This is a genomic window from Nocardia sp. NPDC059229 (assembly GCF_042754165.1).
Lineage (GTDB): Bacteria > Actinomycetota > Actinomycetes > Mycobacteriales > Mycobacteriaceae > Nocardia.
The window spans coordinates 563,104-581,309 of record NZ_JBHZAK010000001.1; the positions used below are offsets into that span (position 1 = coordinate 563,104).

Annotated in this window: 14 protein-coding genes; 6 read left to right on the forward strand and 8 right to left on the reverse strand. The window is 68.7% G+C overall.

The window, feature by feature from the left end:
• Window positions 1-88: 88 nt before the first annotated feature.
• The 8 genes from ACFXHE_RS02675 to ACFXHE_RS02710 all read right to left on the reverse strand — a co-directional run bounded on the left by ACFXHE_RS02675 (window position 89) and on the right by ACFXHE_RS02710 (window position 9,832).
• Window positions 89-601: a DUF3558 domain-containing protein gene (locus ACFXHE_RS02675; protein WP_379379096.1), complete on the reverse strand. Its 513-nt coding sequence runs from the start codon at window positions 599-601 to the stop codon at window positions 89-91.
• The gene (locus ACFXHE_RS02680) at window positions 601-1,125 is read right to left on the reverse strand and encodes a DUF3558 family protein (protein WP_379380356.1); all 525 of its coding nucleotides are present in this window, start codon (window positions 1,123-1,125) and stop codon (window positions 601-603) included. Before ACFXHE_RS02680 ends, ACFXHE_RS02675 begins: the two co-directional genes overlap by 1 nt.
• A gap of 260 nt (window positions 1,126-1,385) precedes the next feature.
• On the reverse strand, window positions 1,386-2,348 hold the full coding sequence (locus tag ACFXHE_RS02685; RefSeq protein ID WP_379379098.1) for a DNA polymerase domain-containing protein: 963 nt from the start codon (window positions 2,346-2,348) through the stop codon (window positions 1,386-1,388).
• Between the two features lie 62 nt (window positions 2,349-2,410).
• On the reverse strand, window positions 2,411-3,640 hold the full coding sequence (locus ACFXHE_RS02690) for a VWA-like domain-containing protein (protein WP_379379100.1): 1,230 nt from the start codon (window positions 3,638-3,640) through the stop codon (window positions 2,411-2,413).
• Window positions 3,637-4,884 carry an AAA family ATPase gene (locus ACFXHE_RS02695; RefSeq protein ID WP_379379102.1) on the reverse strand — a complete coding sequence of 416 codons (1,248 nt, stop codon included), beginning with the start codon at window positions 4,882-4,884 and terminating at the stop codon, window positions 3,637-3,639. Before ACFXHE_RS02695 ends, ACFXHE_RS02690 begins: the two co-directional genes overlap by 4 nt.
• A 39-nt stretch (window positions 4,885-4,923) precedes the next feature.
• Window positions 4,924-6,330 carry a hypothetical protein gene (locus tag ACFXHE_RS02700; RefSeq protein WP_379379104.1) on the reverse strand — a complete coding sequence of 469 codons (1,407 nt, stop codon included), beginning with the start codon at window positions 6,328-6,330 and terminating at the stop codon, window positions 4,924-4,926.
• A gap of 145 nt (window positions 6,331-6,475) precedes the next feature.
• Complete coding sequence (locus ACFXHE_RS02705) at window positions 6,476-7,744, reverse strand: glycosyltransferase 87 family protein (protein ID WP_379379106.1); 1,269 nt, start codon at window positions 7,742-7,744, stop codon at window positions 6,476-6,478.
• A gap of 78 nt (window positions 7,745-7,822) precedes the next feature.
• Window positions 7,823-9,832 (reverse strand): serine/threonine-protein kinase, encoded by a 2,010-nt coding sequence (locus tag ACFXHE_RS02710; RefSeq protein WP_379379108.1) that lies wholly within the window; start codon window positions 9,830-9,832, stop codon window positions 7,823-7,825.
• Between the two features lie 505 nt (window positions 9,833-10,337).
• On the opposite strand from ACFXHE_RS02710, the gene ACFXHE_RS02715 reads away from it, so the two are divergent.
• The 6 genes from ACFXHE_RS02715 to ACFXHE_RS02740 all read left to right on the forward strand — a co-directional run bounded on the left by ACFXHE_RS02715 (window position 10,338) and on the right by ACFXHE_RS02740 (window position 18,178).
• Window positions 10,338-10,748 (forward strand): hypothetical protein, encoded by a 411-nt coding sequence (locus ACFXHE_RS02715; RefSeq protein ID WP_356999960.1) that lies wholly within the window; start codon window positions 10,338-10,340, stop codon window positions 10,746-10,748.
• The gene (locus ACFXHE_RS02720; protein WP_379379110.1) at window positions 10,748-12,124 is read left to right on the forward strand and encodes a hypothetical protein; all 1,377 of its coding nucleotides are present in this window, start codon (window positions 10,748-10,750) and stop codon (window positions 12,122-12,124) included. Before ACFXHE_RS02715 ends, ACFXHE_RS02720 begins: the two co-directional genes overlap by 1 nt.
• A complete protein-coding gene (locus ACFXHE_RS02725; RefSeq protein ID WP_379379112.1) occupies window positions 12,121-13,461 on the forward strand; it encodes a VWA domain-containing protein in 1,341 nt (446 codons plus the stop codon). The genes ACFXHE_RS02720 and ACFXHE_RS02725 overlap by 4 nt, the downstream gene beginning before the upstream one ends.
• Window positions 13,462-13,471: 10 nt before the next feature.
• Window positions 13,472-14,590 (forward strand): AAA family ATPase, encoded by a 1,119-nt coding sequence (locus ACFXHE_RS02730; protein WP_354835976.1) that lies wholly within the window; start codon window positions 13,472-13,474, stop codon window positions 14,588-14,590.
• A complete protein-coding gene (locus ACFXHE_RS02735; protein WP_379379114.1) occupies window positions 14,587-17,388 on the forward strand; it encodes a DUF5682 family protein in 2,802 nt (933 codons plus the stop codon). The genes ACFXHE_RS02730 and ACFXHE_RS02735 overlap by 4 nt, the downstream gene beginning before the upstream one ends.
• 160 nt (window positions 17,389-17,548) lie before the next feature.
• On the forward strand, window positions 17,549-18,178 hold the full coding sequence (locus tag ACFXHE_RS02740; RefSeq protein ID WP_379379116.1) for a hypothetical protein: 630 nt from the start codon (window positions 17,549-17,551) through the stop codon (window positions 18,176-18,178).
• The last annotated feature ends 28 nt before the right edge of the window (window positions 18,179-18,206 follow it).

Below are 18,206 nucleotides of genomic sequence, written 5' to 3' on the forward strand. Positions count from 1 at the left end.
CCGATTGCATCGGTGAAACACGTTGCGGCGGTGAGTGTCTCGACCATCGCCGCCGCTGTCTTCTTGTCCGGCAGCAGGTTCGGGACGGTCACACACCGTCTACCGAGAGGGTGGCCTGCATGAGAGTCATGGCCCCCGCGCACGGGTCCGGTTGCGCCGCGTGGTCGCGGTTCTGGACCCACCAGGTGACAGTGCCGGTGTCGGAAGTGGTCACGGCGCAGGTGCTCGGATCCTTCGGGTCACGCCAGTACATGCCGCCGAAGTGCTTGATCACCAAACGCTCGACCTGATAACCGAATTGGTCAGCGATCTGGACCTCACGGCTCAAGGTGTCGTTCTCCAGCCAGGCGTAGGTGATGTCGACCGCACCGCCGTTCGGACTGGTGGCGGTCCAGTTGCAGATGGTGGGGGCGCTCTGCTGCTCGATGCCCGAGACGTGCAGGTTGCTCGCGATCTTCTGATCCTCCAGCGGGCCGCAGCCGGCCAGCAGGTTCGGGGCGTCGGCGGCGCGCACGGGTGATTCCTTCGGGCCCTGCGAGCACCCCGAGAGTGCGGCGATCAGTAAGGCCGCCAAGGCGATTCGTGTTCGAGCCCTACGCATTACCCCTGCCCAGCCTTCGTCAGAGTGGACGCCGCCAGCTGTTCCAGTCCCTTGCAGGGCTCCTTGGCGGTCTCGGTGATCGCGGCCCGCTCGGACCAATCGATGAAATCGCTGTCCCCGAACGGAAGTGCCACCTCGCACGACTGCGGCCCCTGCCATTCGATGCCGGATTGCCCGGCCACCTGAACGTCGGACGGGCGCGCGTCGGTGATCCGGGTCCGGCGGTCCGCGAGCGGACTGCCCCGGAACCAGTGGAATACCACCGCGTAGTCACCGCCCGCGGGCCGCTGCCACGCGCATCCCAGCGGATTCACCGCCACTCGCTGCAGCCCATTGAGCCCGGTCGCCTGGCCGACATCGGCATCGGCCACCCCGCCGCACAGTCCGATGGTGTTCGGTGCCGGCATCACCGCCGCCTTGGATGTGGTCGTCGCCGGGGCCGCCTGCTGATTCGACGAGCCGCCGCAGCCCGCGATCGCCGCCCCGATCAGGGCGATCCCCGCCACCGCGCCCACCGCTCTCATCACGCCGACCAGCGTAGGCGAACCGCCCGAATCATGCGATCGGCGACACCGCGGACACATTGTGCGCCGAGAGACGCCCAGGGTTAGGACAGATTTCTCCGGATCAAGGGGTAATCCTGCGCCGACGCTCGTAACTCTTTCCGGTATTCGGCGACACCCCCGGCGCTCGCCTATTTCCGCGTGCCCTTTCTCGAATACATGCGGATTCATCCAGTACGACGCCGACGAGCACCTGCTGACCCGGGACGCGGCGGCCCGAGTCAGTTCTCCCGGCGGGCGCGGGCGCGGCGCTTGCCCTCGTGCATGGCCTGCACCCGCGCCACCGGGATGGTGTGCCCCTCGGCGATGAGATCGGCTGGGAGAGACTGGGGTTCGGGCATGGCCTCGGCCCAGGGATCGCGGTCGCCGAGCATCTTGGCCGCCGTGCGAATCGTGAAGTCGTGCGGGTCGACGTCGGGCAGGTCCGCCCAGGCGACCGGGAACGAGACGGTCGCGCCCGGGCGGATCCGCGGGCTGTAGACCGACACCACCGTCGCGCCGCCGGCGCGGGTCGAATCGAGAAAGACCTTGCCGCCCCGGTCTTCTCGAATGAACGCCGTGGTGGCGAGCTGCGGATCGAGACGTTCGGCGCGCGCGGCGATCGCCCGGGTCGCCGCCGCGGCATCCTCGAGATCGACGCCCGGCACGACCGGGACGAAGATGTGCACGCCCTTGGAGCCACTGGTTTTCACCGCGCCCGCCAGCCCGTCCGCCGCCAGCGCTTCCCGAATGAGCTGCGCGGCCCCGACCACCTGAGCGAAGGGCTGATCCGGCGCCGGGTCGATATCCAGCACGAGATGCGTTGGGCTGCCGGAATAGTCGGCGAGACCCTCCGCGTACAGCAGTGTCACGTGGTACTCCACCGCGCGCTGATTCCCGAACCACAGCAACGTCCGCACGTCATCGCACAGCGCGTAGGACACCTCCCGTTTCGAACTGCCCGCCCACAGCGTCACCCGCCGCACCCACTCCGGTGTGTACTTGGGCAGATTCTTCTGCATGAACGGCTCCTGCCCCGGCCGCACCCGCACCACCGACAGCGGCCGCTCCCGCAACGACGGCACCATCCGCTCCCCGATCGCCTCCAGATAGTCGATCAAATCGCCCTTGGTGGCCTCGGCCCCGTCGAACAAGGGACTGTCGAGACTGGAGAACTTCAGCCCGGCCCGCACGTCATCGCCCATCGGCCCACCATGCGCCACACCCGTACCGCCGTCAACCATCCCGGCCGTGGCAGTCCGCGCCGTCACCCGATATCGACGACCCTTGCCCAGGCGGGCGGGCGGTCCGGTACGTACTCCGGATCGTCTTCCCGCCAGACGGGGTCCCGGCGGAACAAGCCCACGACCGTGCGGCACGCGGGGCGGGCGGCCGGCCACGGCGTCTGACCGTCCGTCAGCACCACGACCACATCCGGACGAGGTTGCGCACGTAGCGCTTTGGCGAAGCCGGTGCGCAGATCCGTTCCCCCGCCGCCGATCAGCGGGATGCCCTCGGCACGGCACAGCGGATCCGCGATCCGGGCCGCGGCGTCGCACGACAGCACGGTGACCAGGTCACGGCGGCCGCCCACGGTCCGGGCGATGGCTGCCGTTTCGAGCAGCGCGCTGCCCAGTTCGGCGTCGCTGACCGACCCCGAGGTATCGATGATCACGGTGACGCGGGGTGGGGTGCGCCGCAGGCTCGGCAGGACGACGCCGGGCACTCCGGCCGAGCGCCGCGCGGGCCGCCCGTAGCTGTAGTCCGCGCCGGCGCCTGGGGCGGAAGCCGCCGAGCGGATCGCCGCTCCCAGCAGATCCCGCCACGGCTGCGGCGGGTGCACCGCCTCCTCCGCCCACCGGCGCCACCCCTCGGGTGCGTGCCCCGGACGGGCGATGATGCCCTGTGCCACGCGAAATCGGACGGCGTCGCGTTCCTGTTCGCTCAGTCCGTCCGCGCCGTCCGGCCCCAGTTCCCACTCCCGGTCGAGGCCGTCGGCGCCACTGCCGCAGTCCAGCCAGGCCAGGTCCGCGGTGCGCGGCCCGAGGCGGAACTGACGCAGATAGTCCTCCATGAGCTCACCGGAGCCCAACCCCAGCGTCGACGGCAGCACTGCCCCCTCGGGCTGGACCAGGCCGTCGCCGAACGCGTCGTCGTTGATCTCGGCATCCGCGGCGATATTCATCCGCAGTCGCTCCGCCGGGCCGGTCAGGTCGTGCTCCCGGGCGAATCGGTCACTGCGCCTGTGATGTTCGCGCAGCAGATGCGACACCTCGTGCACCAGGACCGAGGCCAGGTCCGCCACCGGCGTGTAGTTCACGAACGCCGGCGACACATAACACCGCCAGTACCGGTCCACACCCATCGTCGGCACCCGCGGCGACTCGACCAGGTGCAGGGCGAACAGCGCGGTCGCCAGATATGGCCGGGCCCGGGCGGCCAGCAGCCGGGCGGCGAAGAGCTTGTCGAAGTCGAGCCGCGCGGTGTCCGGTGTCATCGGCGCGCCTGCGCGGCGACCCGGGCCGCGGCGCGATCCGCGCCCTGCGACACCGACACCATGCCGGCCAGTCGTTCGATCGAGGCGGGCACGTCCCAGTCGTCCCGGCGCAGGGTGGCGAGGGTCGTCGCGGGGACGACCACCAGGTCCGGCGCACCGGATTCCACGGCCTTCACCAGCAGCGCCCACGCCGCGTCCCAGCGGGATCGCTCCGGGCGCAAGCGGACTGCCGCCACCACACCGTCGAGCACGGCCTGACGGAGATCGCCGCGCTCGGGCAGCTCGGCGGCGGCCGGATCGGCGAGCAGCACCTCGGGATCGGGCAGGTCCATCCGGTCGATGCTGGTCAGCAATTCGAAACCTGGACCGTCACCGACGGCGCCCCGGACCAGCAGGGACAGCACATCCCGTCCGGAGCCGGCCGCGGTGGCGAAGGCGATCAGCCGCACCGTCATCTCCCAGCTGCGCGGCGACGGCCAGGCGCCACCCCTGCGGGTTTCGGTGCTGGGCAGTTGATGGACGAGTTTGGGACGCGCCGCGAGCAGCGCGCACACCGCGCGGCGTGCGAAAGCCACTGCCTCCGTGACCTTTTCCGGATCGAGCGTGGGCAAGGTCGCGCGCGGCCAAGTGCCGCCGAGGCCCCGGACGACCACATCGTGATCGTGCGTCCACTGCAGGTGCACGAAGCGGTTGGCCAGCGGCGGACTCAGCTCCCAGCCGTCGGCCGCCGAGGAGCGCGGGTTGGCGGCGGCGACGATGCGGACACCGTCGGGCAGGCGCAGTGCACCGATCCGCCGTTCCAGGACCAGGCGGAGCAGGGCGGCCTGCACGGCCGGCGGTGCGGTCGACAGTTCGTCCAGGAACAGCAGCCCGCGACCGGCCCGCACCAGGCGGACGGCCCAGTCCGGCGGCGCCATCGGCACGCCGTGCGTCGCCGGGTCGTCTCCGACGATGGGCAGACCCGAAAAGTCCGACGGCTCATGGACACTCGCGATCACGGTGGTCAGTGGAAGATCCAGGGATGCGGCGAGCTGGGTCAGGGCCGCGGTCTTGCCGATCCCGGGCTCGCCCCACAGCAGCACCGGCAGGTCGGCGGCGACCGCCAGTGTCAGCGCGTCCAATTGGATATTCGGGCGCGGCTCGGTGGTCACCGCGCCCAGCAGGTTCAGCAGTTCACTTGCGACGTCGAGTTGGGAAGGGTGGGCGTGCTCCGCGGCCGGAGCACACGTGGTTTCTACAGGCATGTGTGAATCACCTTTGGGTGTAAAGGAATTGGGGAAGGATCAGCGTGCGGTCGCGTGGCGCGGATGCGCGCGACTTGCGCTGCGGCATCGGCGAGCATGATCGTGTTCGGCCGCCGGTGGGGTCAGCGCTGGTCTGGTCAGCCCGGCCCGGAACAGTCCGTAGCCGATCCGCCGTTGCGCGGAAGCCTCGAGCTCGTCTCGCAGCGCTCCCGCACGCAGCAGCGCGTCGGGGCCGAGCAGACTCTCGACGACGGCCAGTGCACCGGCGGTGTCGCCGTGGTCCAGCCGTTCACGAACGCCGACAAGACAATCCGGATGCCGATGTGCCCGGTCGATGGCCTGCAGACAGGGCAGCGGAGTGCCGGTCAACGCGACCAGCAGCTCCTCCCTGCGGATCTCCGCCGGATCGTGGTCCAGTGCGGCCAGCACCCCGTTCACCAGTCCGATGCGGTGCAGCTCGCCCCGGCAGTCCACCAGGTGCGGCCGGCCCGCCGGGTCGGCAATCGGGGAGACAGCGGCCGGCGAACGGTCCGGCACCAGTGCCGACGCGACAAGTGGATGCAGCAGATCCGGCGTGATCGCACCGGCACGAAGCAGTTCCAGATCGGGTAACGCCCAGGTCGCCGCATCCGGCAGCACTGGCAGCGCGGATATCCCGCCCCGCGGAAACGTCTCCTCGATCCGCAATACCGGCGAATCATCCTCGGGCACAGACACATCGGCGACGACGCGCCGCCGTGCGCCACACCGCACCAGGACCGGCCCGGCCCGGCGCCCATGGGCCTGCAGCAGTATTCCCGCCTCAGCCGCCCATCGGTCGACGGCGCACCCCGGCGGCACCAGCTCCGACAGCCCGGAGTCCGGCGTGCCTTCGTCGGCGAGTCGCGCTGCACCGGAACGCATCCGCAGCTCATCACTGCTGCGGGCATCCCACAGATGACGGTGCAGATCGAGCCGGAACCGCCGGTTGGGACGGGAGTGCGGGTGCAGGCCGGCACCGGAGCGGGATCCGTCCCAGAGTGCGAGGCTGATTCGCTGGCCCGCATCCGCCCAGGCGGGCGCGGTCCGGACGACCAGATGCACGGAATGCTCTCTGCCGCAACAGATTCCGCAGTCCTCCGGATCGTATCGTGCCAGGGTGATCGTCAGCCCCGGCCGAAGCAGACCGTCGGGAGCAATCCGCGGCATGTGCCAGCGCAACAGGTCCGGTGCCAAGTGGCGCAGATCGGCCCGCACCCGAGCGGCGAGTTCCCGGCCGTGGGCGCGCACCAGCGAACGCATATCGATATCGACATCGAAACCCGCTGCGGCACAAGCCCCAGCCCAGTCCCCGACACAACGCCGGGCAGTCGCGGTCTCGATCATGGACGGCGGCACGGCGTACTCACGCACGCGCAGCCAGCAGGAAAAGCGGGAATCGTCCCTATTCGTACTCGAAGTGCGCATCAGCACTCACCTGGCACGAACGGGACCCCCAATCTTTGTTCAGAAGGAGTCAACACCTGGCCGAGAATAACCCCTTCCCCCGATCCGGTCCAGCCGCGGTGCATTACCGCGAGCTGATACAGGAAATGGTGAAACAGGAAGGGGCCTAACGGACCAGCGCGCCAACCGCATGGTTCTGGTCGACCGGCCGCGCGCGCCGGGTGCTGAGCAGGAACAGCGCCACCAGCAGCACGCTGAACCAGACGTAGGTGTTGCCGATGAGGTGCTGCCAAGGCGTCCAGTGCGATTCGCGATGTTCACCGTCCGGGAGCCAATTCTGCGGGCCGATCACGAAGATCGCGGCCGTGATCGCGGTGACCAGGTACCAGCCCGTGGCACGGCGCCAGGGCAACCGGGTCGCGTAGCCGAGCATCGCCAGCAGGGCCGGGGCGATCCAGATCCAGTGGTGCGACCAGGAGATCGGAGACACCAGCAGCGTGAAGACCGCGTTGATTCCGAGGGCCAGCGGCGGGAAGTCCGCCGCGCGGCGCATGGCGGGCACCACCAGCGCCAGCAGTGCGGCGCTCAGCACCAGCCACAGAATCGTGAGCAGTGGCTTGTGGATCTCGAACCGAGCCAGCACCGCCTGAATCGACTGATTGGTGTGGAATGCCGAACCGCTGAGCCCCGACACATTGCCCAACCCGCCGAACCAGTACTTCACCGACGCCTGCGGCAACACGGCAAAGGTCAGCGCGGTCGCAACGGCACCGGTGACCGCGGCCGTGACGGCGGCCTTGTAATCACGGCGGATCAGGAAGTAGAGGATGAACGCGGCCGGCGTCAGCTTCACCGCGGCCGCGATACCGATCAGCATGCCGCGTCGCCACTTCGGCTTCTCCGTCAGGCAGTCGGCCACCACGAGCACCATCAGCAGCAGATTGACCTGCCCGAAATCCAGCGTCGAGTGGGTCGGCTCCAGCAGCAGGGCCAGCGGCGTGGCGCAAGCGGTCACCCACAGCCCGAGCCGCTGCCGGCTCTCCCCCGGCCACACCCGCAGCGCCACCAGATAGAACGAAATCGCCAGCGCGGCCACCGAGGTCACGAAGAACCCGGTGCGAGCCACGTCCCAGGGCAACGCCGCGAACGGCGACAGCACCAGCGCGGAGAACGGCGGATAGATGAAAGGCAGCCCGATCCCGATCGTGGTCTGCGGCAACTGCCCGTACATATCCCCGCCGTGCCATAGCGTCTGCACGCCCAGCCGATACACCTGCAGGTCGATGAACCCACCGGTGATCTGCTTGAACGGCCACACGGGCAGCATCAGGCACAGCGCGGTGAAGGCCACACACAACGCCGGAACCAGCCACATCACCCGCCCGAAACGGCGGGTCAGCGACTTCGGGTCAGCAACAGCGGTAGAACAACTCATCCGACATCACATTATCGGCGTCCCCTCCCAGGCATGCACCCGCACCCACCGAGACTCGCCAATGGAGATCGATGCCGGTCACAGACGGCCGCGCGCACCGCTCGGACCAGCGCGGCCGCCGCGCCCGTGTGGGGCTCCCGACCGCTGGTCCTGCCGCCGAGACGACTCCGATGCCGTATCGGGGTTCGGCTCGTCCGTGCCCGCGGCACACGTATCGGATGCGGACGCAACCCGTTCGAGTGCCTCGATATCTTTCTCGATGACCCCGTAGAGCAGATAGGCGAGCACGAAGCCGATGATGCCGCCGATGCACAGGATCCGGACCGCCCAGATAATGGATTCGATCTCCGCACCCGGAAGGAACGTTATGCCGGTCACGCCGACCAGCGGCACCGCGGCCGCCACGGTGAGGTAGAAACCGGTGCGCCCGGCGAGGCGGCCCAGGTGGTCGATATCGGCGGCGTCGGACCGTCCGTGCACCAGGAAGACGGGATACAGGCACCGCACCACGTACCAGGTGACCGCGAAGTACGGATACGCCACCGCGATTGCGCCGCACACGACGACCGACAGCAGGAAATGCACGTAGGTGCCGCGTGGAACGCCGCCTGCGATCAGGTTCAGCATCAAAGGGACAATCACGCCGCAGAGCACCCAGAACACGAAGGCAATCCGCGCCGCCCGGCTACCGAGCCGCAGCGCATCGATACGCGTCCGAGTGAGGGTCTGGTCGCTGTAGTTCCATCCGAGCCGCAAACCAATGGGTACGACAATCAGGCGGCGCGACGCATAGAGAATCAGGATTCCGCCCACCGCGATAGCGAGCGGATACAACACCGAGGCGACATAGTCGAAGGACCGCTGAGCTGCGGGCGCGAGCTTACTGACGATGAGCGTTTTGTTGTAGTAATAGTTGTACCCAGCCGCCACCACATTCGGTATCCCGATCGCTATCGCGATCATCGGCAGCGGCCACAGCGGTCCGGTCGGCCGCCGGGAGTGCTGCGGCGGGTCGACCAGATCCCGGGCCCGGGGGTCGAGGCACAGCTCGAATTGCTGAGCCAGCTCCGCGCCATTGGCCCACCGATCATCCCGTCGTGGCGACAGGCAGGTCAGCAGCACGCGGCGCAGCGAGGCCGGGCAGTCGGCGGGCAGGTCGTCCAGGAATTCCTCGGCGATCGGGCGGCGGCGGATCGCGAGCTCCTGCTCGACATAGTCCTGCGAATCCTTCGCCTCGACCCGGGGGAACGGCCGCCGCCCGGTCAGCAGCTCCCACAACACGACGCCGAGGGCGTAGATGTCACTGCGCGTATCCAAGTCGTCGACCGTGCCGGGCAGCGACGGGTGGCTCGCCGCGAGATGCTCGGGCGACATGTAGGCCAGGGACCCGCCGAAATACGCCACCGGACTGCTGCCCGCGAGGTGGTCACTGAAACTGATATTGAAATCGGCCAGCTTCGGCACACCGTCGGCGGAGAGCAGGATGTTCGCGGGCTTGATGTCGCGGTGCAGTACACCCTGTCGCTCGGCGTAGTCCAGTGCCTCGGCGAGCCGGCGTCCGAGCCAGGCCACGGTCTCCGGCCACGACAGGTCGGCGATTTCCTCACGCACCCGCAGGCCGGTGGTGCGGATCTCGCCCTTCTCCTCCAATGCCGCGTCGACGGCGTCCAGCAGCAACCGCCCGCTGCGTTGCTCCGGCCGGGTCTCGCGGACCCGCGTCAGCACCGCTGACAGCGTTCCCCCCGGCAGGTACTGCATGTACAGGAGTTTCAGCCCGAGGCCCGGCAGCACCCGCTGGTCGTAGACCCGAACGATGTACTCGTGCTCCAACCGGGCGAGCGTCTTGGGTTCGATGCCGTGGTCCGTGGAAACCTTCACCGCCACCAGTCGCTGCATCGAGCGCTGCCGGGCCAGGAACACCCTGGCGAACGAGCCGTGACCCAGCTCCAGCAGCAGATCGAAATCGTCGATCCGATTCCCCGGCTCGAGTTCGTCACTCGCGATCGGCGCGCTCGACCGCTCACTCACCGCCCGATCGGCCAATGGATCGAAGGCAGCGGTGGCATCGCCGGTCGGCCGATCACCCATTGCACATCACCCCGAGCTGAAACCCCGAGCCATGATCGATTTTATCGCGCGGCGAGTTGCAGAGCGCACCGATCTTCGTGGAGCTGAGGGGACCATCCATGGGCACGGATGCGACGGAAATCCGAGTGACCGTTGCCGGTTGACGAGCCGGGTCACGGCACCGGGCGATGCGAATGGCGATGAATTGCACAACATCCCGAGCCTGGCATCGGAATTGCGTTGCGAGTCAATGAAATACGTCCGCTTCGGGCCCCGCGGCTCCGTTCACGGCAGCCGCCGTCGCCGGCGGATGGGCCCGGGAGCTGCCACGGGAAGGGGTCCTCACCAGCCGTGTCGGGGGTGGGACGGGACTTGTCGGTGGGGTCACATACCTTGGGCGCATCGTGATCGACCGGGAGGGAGAACGATGGCCTCGAATCCGAGTGCCACGCCGGGTGAACCGGCTTGGGAAAGCGCTGCTGTGGTGCGGGTTTTGCCCGCTGTCGCGCCGCGGAAATTGAACAAGGTGCCGTTCGTCGAGCTGGCCGACGGACGCCTGCAGGGGGTGGTGTCGAGTGGCTCCGATATCTCACGGGTGTACGTGGCATCGGTGACCGCGGGGACGCACGGGCTGAGCTGCAGCACCAACAACAACCGGCCGTGCGGCGGGTTGAACCAGGGGTGGGCCTGCAAGCATCTGGACGCGCTGATCGATGAAGCGGTGCTCCAGTACGGGCAGGATCGGGTGGCGCGGTTTCTGCGGGTCGAGGTCCCGGAGGGTTCTCGACTTGCCCACTGTCTCAATGGAACTCGTGATCCGGCTCCGGCCGCCGCGGTGTTCAGCCGGTTCCTGCGGCATCTGACCTATCTGGAGCTGCCGGGTAGCGCGACGCCGATTCCGGAGCTGCACTGGTTCCCGGCGGGGGTGGGTCGCTGATGCAGGCGGTACAACTGGCGGCGCTGGTGGATGGGCCCGTCGGCGTAGAGGCAGCGCTGGACGCGGTGAGCGGGTTCGATTCCGCTCTGGTCAATGGCTTCGCCCGGGTTTCCGAACCGCAGAGCGCGGCGCTGGCGGCACTGTCCGCGGCGGTGGCGGGTTCGCCTCTGGCCGAGGCGGTTTCGGCGGCGGTGTCGAAGGTGAGCACGGGGGCGATCGGCACGGATGAGCTGTCGGCGCTGGCCGCCGCCCGGGCCGCCCTGCTGGGCGCGGTGCACGACGCACTGGTCGACCAGGCCGATACGGCCATGGGCCGCAATCGATCCGAGTGGACGGGCACGCCGGATGCGGCCGCACCGAGCCCGCTCGCGGCGGGTTCCCGCGCCTGGCTGGGTGAACTGGCCATCGCCGGATGGCGCGGCGTGGACCATGACCTGGTGGCGGCCGCGGATCAGACCGTGGAGTCGCTGCTGGCCGAACCCGCGCGGCGGCGGCTGGCGATGCTGCTGGACGGCTTCACCGCCGAACTGGGCGCGTCCGCGCCGATCGCCACCATGGACCGGGTACCCGCGCGACGCTGGGCCGATCTGTGGACGCGCGCCCTGCTGCTGTCCTGGCGCGGCGCGGAATCCGCTGCCACCGAGCCGGTTTCGGGTCGCCTGCTCCCGCTCGGCGTGGACCTGCACGAGCACGGGACCGCGGTACAGGCACAGGTGCACGGCGTGCTCGAGGTCGCGGGCGCACCGGCCCGCCGGGTGCGGGTGTCGGTGGCGGCGGCCAAGGTGGACACCATTGTGGGACCGGCGGTGTGGCAGCTGCTGGGTGTGCATCGCCAGTTGCTCACCGCACTGGCCGGGCAGCGCGCCCTGGAGCTCACCGATATGCCGCTGACGGCGACCGGTGACCTGCTGTGGGATGACGATCGGGCGAAGGCTGGGGAGGCCGCCGATCCGTTCGTCACCGCCACCGTGCAACTGCCGCAGGCGCAGGCCCCGGCCGTCGCACCGCTGGATCGCGATCCGGTGCACATCGCCGAACCGGTTGTGCTCGAGGGGTACCGGTTCCGCGACGGCGTACTGGAGATGGGTGACCAGCGGATCCGGGTGGAGCTGGACGCGCTGCCGTCCGCCGGTCCACTCACTCCGGCCGGGGTGACCGGGTCCAGCGTCATGATCGGATTGCTGCGCTGGGATGCGGGCGTCTGGTCGGTGCGGCCGCTGGCCGTGCAGCGCAAGGTCAAGGGCGCGCTCACCGCCTTCCACAACGGTGATTGGGCGCTCGGCCCGACGGATCCGAAAGTCGCCAAGGCACAGGCCAAGTCGGGCGATGCCGTGGCGGTGCTGCGCGAGCGCGCGGGACGGCTGCTGCGCAAATGACGAATCATGAAACGCGACGCCAGATCCTGTACTGGCGTCTCCTGGCCGGTGTCTTCACCGGAGATCAGCAACCGGCGCTGGAGCAGGCCAGCGCGGGCATCGTCGACGATCTCGGTCTGCCGCTGGCCGTGCTCGATCCGGGCATCTCCATCGACAATGTGGTGCAACGCTATCCGGAGATGCGGGCGGAGTTCGAAAGCCTCGACTTCTCCGAAACCGGGGACTCCGCGACCGAGGGAGCGGCGGCCGAAGACGCCGGGAGCGAGACCGAAGACGCGGCGCTCCAATCCATCGGCGCGGCCGATGTCCGCACCGCCGCACTGGTTTCCAAGCTGCTGCTGAACGTCTTCGCCACCGGCTCCGGCCAGGTCAGCGCCACCCAGCTGGCGGGCTGGCAGTCCGATGCGAACTGGCTGCGGCGCTGCCTGGGCGAGGAGCAGGCCGGCGCCGTGCAAGGCGTGCTCACCGGTCTGGAAGGCGAGCTGGTGTCCCGCATGCGGCTGCGCGAGGTGCTCGCCGATCCGCACCTGGCCGCCCAGCTCACCCCGAGCATGTCGCTGATCGAACAACTGTTGCGCGACAAGCACAATCTGTCCGGCGTGGCCCTGGCCAATGCCAAACGCCTCATCCGCCGCTACATCGACGAGGTCGCCGAAGTGCTGCGCACCCAGGTGCAGCAGACCAGTGTCGGCACCGTCGACCGCTCGGTCCCGCCCAAGCGCATCCTGCGCAACCTGGATGTGGACCGGACCATCTGGAAGAACCTGCCCAACTGGAACCCCCAGGACGAGCGGCTCTACGTCGACCGGCTCTACTACCGCCAGACCGCCAAGCGCACCGTCCCCGCCCGCATGATCGTGGTGGTGGACCAGTCCGGCTCCATGGTCGACTCCATGGTGAACTGCACCATTCTGGCGTCGATCTTCGCGGGCCTGCCCAAGGTGGATGTGCATCTCATCGCCTACGACACCCGCGCCCTGGATCTCACCCCGTGGGTGCACGACCCGTTCGAGGTGCTGTTGCGCACCAATCTCGGTGGCGGCAACGACGGCCCGGTCGCCATGGCCATGGCCCAGCCCAAGATCACCGACCCGAAGAACACCGTGCTGGTGTGGATTTCGGACTTCTACGAGTTCGATCGCTCCCAGCCGCTGTTCGAGGCCATGGAGGCGGTGCACCGCTCCGGGGTGAAGCTCATCCCGGTCGGCTCGGTGAACAGCTCGGGCCACCAGAGCGTCAACCCGTGGTTCCGCGAACGGTTCAAAAACCTTGGCACCCCGGTGATTTCCGGACGCATCCAGAAGCTCGTGCACGAACTCAAGAACTTCCTCGACTAGGAGACCCATCATGAACGACGTTTTGCGCGCCCCCGCCGAGGTCAAGTACGCCGAGGAACTGGATTGGCTGGAGTCCATCGACGACGGCCCCAAGCCGTTCGCGTGGCGGCTGAGCCCGAAGATGGTGCGGCTGTTCATACTCGGCTCCGAACGTGCCGACGGACTGGACCGCGAGGTGGAGCAGAAGTGGTTCGGTGACCGCAGTTTCGTCGAGCGCAGCATTGTCACGCTGGCCTCGGACCGGGGTCTGCTGCTCATCGGCGATCCGGGTACCGGCAAGAGCTGGCTGGCCGAGCTGCTGTCGGCGGCCATCAGCCGCAATTCCACGCTGGTGGTGCAGGGCACCGCCGGCACCACCGAGGACCACATCAAGTACTCGTGGAACATCTCCATGGTCATCGCCAAGGGTCAGTCGCGGGAGTCGATGATCCCGTCCCCGATCATGACGGCCATGGAGCAGGGCGTGATCGGCCGCTTCGAGGAGCTCACCCGCTCCACCAGCGATGTGCAGGACGCGCTGATCTCCATCCTGTCGGAGAAGTACGTCTCGATCCCCGAGCTCGATGACGACAATGTGGTGTTCGCGCAGCCGGGCTTCTCCATCATCGCCACCGCCAACAGCCGCGACCGCGGCGTGAACGACCTGTCCTCGGCACTCAAGCGGCGCTTCAATTTCGTGCGAATTCCGGTGGTGTCCAACAAGAAGAGCGAGGCGGAGATCGTGCGCTTCCGCACCGCGGAACTGCTGCGTCGCCATTCCATCGAGCTGGAACTGCCACCCACGCTGCTGGACATCCTGCTGGAGAGCTTCGCCGATCTGCGCGCCGCCGCGGCGGCCGCCACCAGCGACGACGACAAGCTGGAGTCGGCACTGTCCACCGCCGAGCAGATCGGCGTGCTCGAGGACGCCATCCTGCACAGCCAGTTCTTCGGTGCGAAGGAACTGCGCGCGGAGACCCTCGCCGGTTCGCTGGTCGGGTCCCTGGCCCGGCGCACGCCCGAGGATCTGGCCATTCTCAACAAGTACCTGCACGGCGTCGTCGAGCCGCGCACCAAGGACAAGAAGGGCGATGCCGCCTGGGGCGAATTCCTCGAGGGCGGCCGGGCGGCGATCGCGAGGCTGTCGTGAGCGTGTCCGACATCCGGCCCGCGCCGAATACCTTTGCCGCGCTGCGTGATCAGCTGGCGGACGCGGCCGTCGCGTTCGCCGGCGCACCCGGGGCGGCGGGCGACATCCTGGCGGGCATCGTCGACGATGTCGACCGGGCGCTGTCGGAGCGGCTGGAGATCTTCCCGGTCTGTCACCACTCGCCCGCCTCCGGTCTGGCCATGGTGCGACGGCTGCGCGAGAAGCAGCCGAGCGTCATCTACCTGGAATTGTGCGAGGACATGCGGCCGCTGCTGGACGAGCTGCGCAACTGCCGCCTGCCGATTGCGCTGCAGGCCTTCGCCACCGAGATCGAGGGCTTCCCCGCGGAATGGGCGCCGCTGTCGGTGGTCGCGCCGATCACCGAATCGTCGGCCGAGTACCAGGCCATCGCCTACGCGCTCGATACGCCGGGCGTCGAACTGGTGCTGGTGGATCGGTCCACCGATCACGTCTTCCAGTGGGCTCCCGAGGCGAAGCAGTCCGAGACACCCGCCGACGGCGAGCAACCCGAGGACGACGGCCTGCACGGCGGCGCGGTCGGCCTCGAAATCGGTGATCTGCGACCGCGTTTCGCCGAACTGGAAGAACACCTGCTGCACCACGGCAAGGTCCGGCACTGGTCGGAATGGTGGGACCAGTACGTCGAGCAGCCCCTCGTGGACGCCGACTACGACACCTACCGCCAGGTCATGGTGATGATCGGCAGCCTGTTCCGGCGACTGCGGCGCGGCAGCACCGTCGAGGACGAGGACCGCGAACGGTACATGTGGACCCGCATGCGGGAACACCTGGCCGCCAACGACATCGATCCGGCACAGGCGTTGTACGTGTGCGGCGCGGCCCATGCGGCCAGCCCGGTCGAACAGTTCGGACTGGCCGCGTCGGAGCCGTTCGAGATCTCGCCGCGCTCGGCCACGAAATGGCACTACGGGCTGATCCCGTCCAGCCACTCCGCCATCGAGGCGCAGTTCGGGCTGGCCGGCGGCGCGGTGTCGATCGCGGCGGCCACCTGGGCGAAGGGATTGCGGCGCGGCAAATTGCAGTCGTTCCAGCTGGAAGGCCAGCAGGGAGCGAAGAAGCGCGCCAAGCAGCCGCCGTTTCCGGCGGAACCGGAAGCCGGAGTGACGGACCGGCTTTCGGGCTTCCTGTCCCGGCCACCGGTCCTGGACCCGCTCGACGAGGCCGAGCTCCTGGAATGGTCGGTGGATATCGTCCGGCTGGCCCGGCGCAACGGCTACCTGGCCAGCACCGCCGACGCCATCGCCATCTTCGAGACCTCGATCCTGCTGGCGGGCTTGCGCAATCGTGCCCGTCCGACGCCGTACGACTTCCAGGACGCAGCCGTCACCTGCCTCGAGAAGGACCGGGTGCCGGGCCGGCGGGATGTGCGGCGGCTGTGCGAGATCCTGCTCGGCGGCGACCGCATCGGCCAGGTCGGGTACGCGGCGCTGCCGCCGCTGGCCCGCGACGTGCTCGACCGGCTGGCACCGCTGGGACTGGATCTGTCCAAGCGGACGCTGCAACGCGCGCTGCTGGACCTGAAGGCGAATCCGGACCTGCGGCCCTGCTCGGATCTGCTGTGGCTGCTGCGCAGGCTGCTGCCGCAGGACGCGCTGCGGCCCATCATGGGCTCACGCGGACTGGGCGAGACCTCGATCCAGGAGAGCTGGGACATCGGGCTCGGCAAACATCAGCGCTCACTGGTGGAGCTCGGGTACGAGGGCGTGTCGGTGGAGCAGGTGCTGGAGCAGCGCCTGCGGCGCGCGGTCGCCGCGCCGGACGCGACCGCGGCCGTGGCGCTGGGCGCGGTCGAGGACGCGCTGGTGTATCTGGGCTCGGTCCGGCTCGCCGACGAGCTGGGCCACCGCGCGGTCGAACTCCTCGCCGCCGAACGGACAGTGGACGACGCGCCCGTCGTGCTGCGGCGGATCCGGGTGCTGCTCAACTACTTCCGCTCCACCGAGGACGGCCTACCGGCCTGGTGCGAACGGTTCGTGACAGCCGGGTACGCGCACTACTGCACCCTGCTGCCCACCGCCTTCGCCGCGGAGGAGACCGGGCCGGCGCAGGTAGCGGCCATGCTGGGCTTCCTGTTCGGGATGGAGAACCTGGCGCTGTCGCTGGGCTGCGATCACACCCAGCTGGAACTGGCGGTGCTGCAATCGCATCCGGAGGCGCCGGCCAAGGTGGCCCTGCTGTGGGCGGCGCGGTTCCAGCTCGGCCTGTTGACCATGGCCGAGCTGCGCGCGCGGTGCGACGGGATGCTGGCCAATCCGCTGGTGCTGCCGACGGTTCCGCAGTACGTGAGTGGTTTCGTGCAGGCGATCGACCCGGCTCCGGCCCTGAAACCCTTTGTGGTGGAGCTGTTGTCGAAGGCCTTCGGCACGCTGCCGGACGCGGTGCTGCTGCCCTGGCTGCCGAAGTTGATCACCACCCTGAAGCATCAGGCGGGCGACCTGATCCCGGGCCTGGTCCGGGAAGCGGGCCGCACCTTCCCCGGCGCGCTGCCCGCCGTGGACGCCTTCGTCCCGCCGTGGTCGGTCGAATTCACCACGGCCGCACCGCCGGTGGCCGCCGCACCGCGCGGGCCGGTCACCGAACTGCTGGCCGCCCACCCCGCCGCCTGCAACGCGCTCAGCGGACTGCTCGGCATCGAGGGCGGCTGGCAGGAGGCCGGCCCGGCCGGAAACCACGAGGTAACCGGCCTGCTCGAGCGATTCCCCGGCACCGCTGCGGCATTGGCCGCGCTGCTCGGCGTGCCGGCCGCGCGGAGCTGACGCGGGTCCGGCCGGCTCGTCCTTCCGACGGGCGGCCGGCCGGACAGTCATTCGAACCGTGCATTGCTGGTAGGCGGGCCGCACAGCACAATTCAAACGGTTCGGTCTCGAATTCGGGAGCGCCTCGCGATCGGGCACGAGAACACGTTACAGTCCGCCCGTGAAATATCTTGTGGGATGCGCAATGGCCCTGTCGTTCGCGGCGGGTTCACCGGTGGCGCAGGCGGATTCCGCACCGACCTGTACCGACACCCCGAACGCCTACACCGCCGGCTGGCAGACCGGCTGGGCTACGTATCAGGCCGAGCAGAAGAGTCCGTCGTCCGGCACGTCGTCGCGGACGGTCGATCTGCCGATCACCATCAATGCGCCGATCGCCAAGGTATGGACGGTGTACTCGAACCTGCGCAACGACATCGGGCGGCATCCGTTCCTGAAGGACATCATCGTGCATCGCACCTGCACCGACGGCGCCACCGAGACCATCGATTTCACCGCGCTGGAGAACATCCCGATGGGCTCGGTCGACTACCCCGCGAAAACTCAGGCCGAACAGCGCCTCTACGCGGTCGATCACTACTACCTCACCGACAGCTATGACTCGCCCGGCGTCATCACCCATCAGAAGGTCACCTTCGTCGACAACGGCAACGGCACCACCTCGGTGAACGAGCACCTCACCTTCATCGCCAACCCGCTGCTCATCAACTTCACCGTCGACAACGGCGTCTCATCCCACCAGGCGTACCAGGCGGCCCTGAAACGCGACATCGAAAACGGCACCCTCTGAATGCGGAAAGGCCCGGTCCATCAGGACC

Coding starts and splice junctions, on each gene's coding strand:
- ACFXHE_RS02700 (WP_379379104.1), bottom strand. CDS start 6,330: ATGCGCACTTCGAGTACGAATAGGGACGATTCCCGCTTTTCCTGCTGG.
- ACFXHE_RS02720 (WP_379379110.1), top strand. CDS start 10,748: ATGCAGGCGGTACAACTGGCGGCGCTGGTGGATGGGCCCGTCGGCGTA.
- ACFXHE_RS02725 (WP_379379112.1), top strand. CDS start 12,121: ATGACGAATCATGAAACGCGACGCCAGATCCTGTACTGGCGTCTCCTG.
- ACFXHE_RS02685 (WP_379379098.1), bottom strand. CDS start 2,348: ATGGGCGATGACGTGCGGGCCGGGCTGAAGTTCTCCAGTCTCGACAGT.
- ACFXHE_RS02690 (WP_379379100.1), bottom strand. CDS start 3,640: ATGACACCGGACACCGCGCGGCTCGACTTCGACAAGCTCTTCGCCGCC.
- ACFXHE_RS02710 (WP_379379108.1), bottom strand. CDS start 9,832: ATGGGTGATCGGCCGACCGGCGATGCCACCGCTGCCTTCGATCCATTG.
- ACFXHE_RS02730 (WP_354835976.1), top strand. CDS start 13,472: ATGAACGACGTTTTGCGCGCCCCCGCCGAGGTCAAGTACGCCGAGGAA.
- ACFXHE_RS02705 (WP_379379106.1), bottom strand. CDS start 7,744: ATGAGTTGTTCTACCGCTGTTGCTGACCCGAAGTCGCTGACCCGCCGT.
- ACFXHE_RS02695 (WP_379379102.1), bottom strand. CDS start 4,884: ATGCCTGTAGAAACCACGTGTGCTCCGGCCGCGGAGCACGCCCACCCT.
- ACFXHE_RS02675 (WP_379379096.1), bottom strand. CDS start 601: ATGCGTAGGGCTCGAACACGAATCGCCTTGGCGGCCTTACTGATCGCC.
- ACFXHE_RS02680 (WP_379380356.1), bottom strand. CDS start 1,125: ATGAGAGCGGTGGGCGCGGTGGCGGGGATCGCCCTGATCGGGGCGGCG.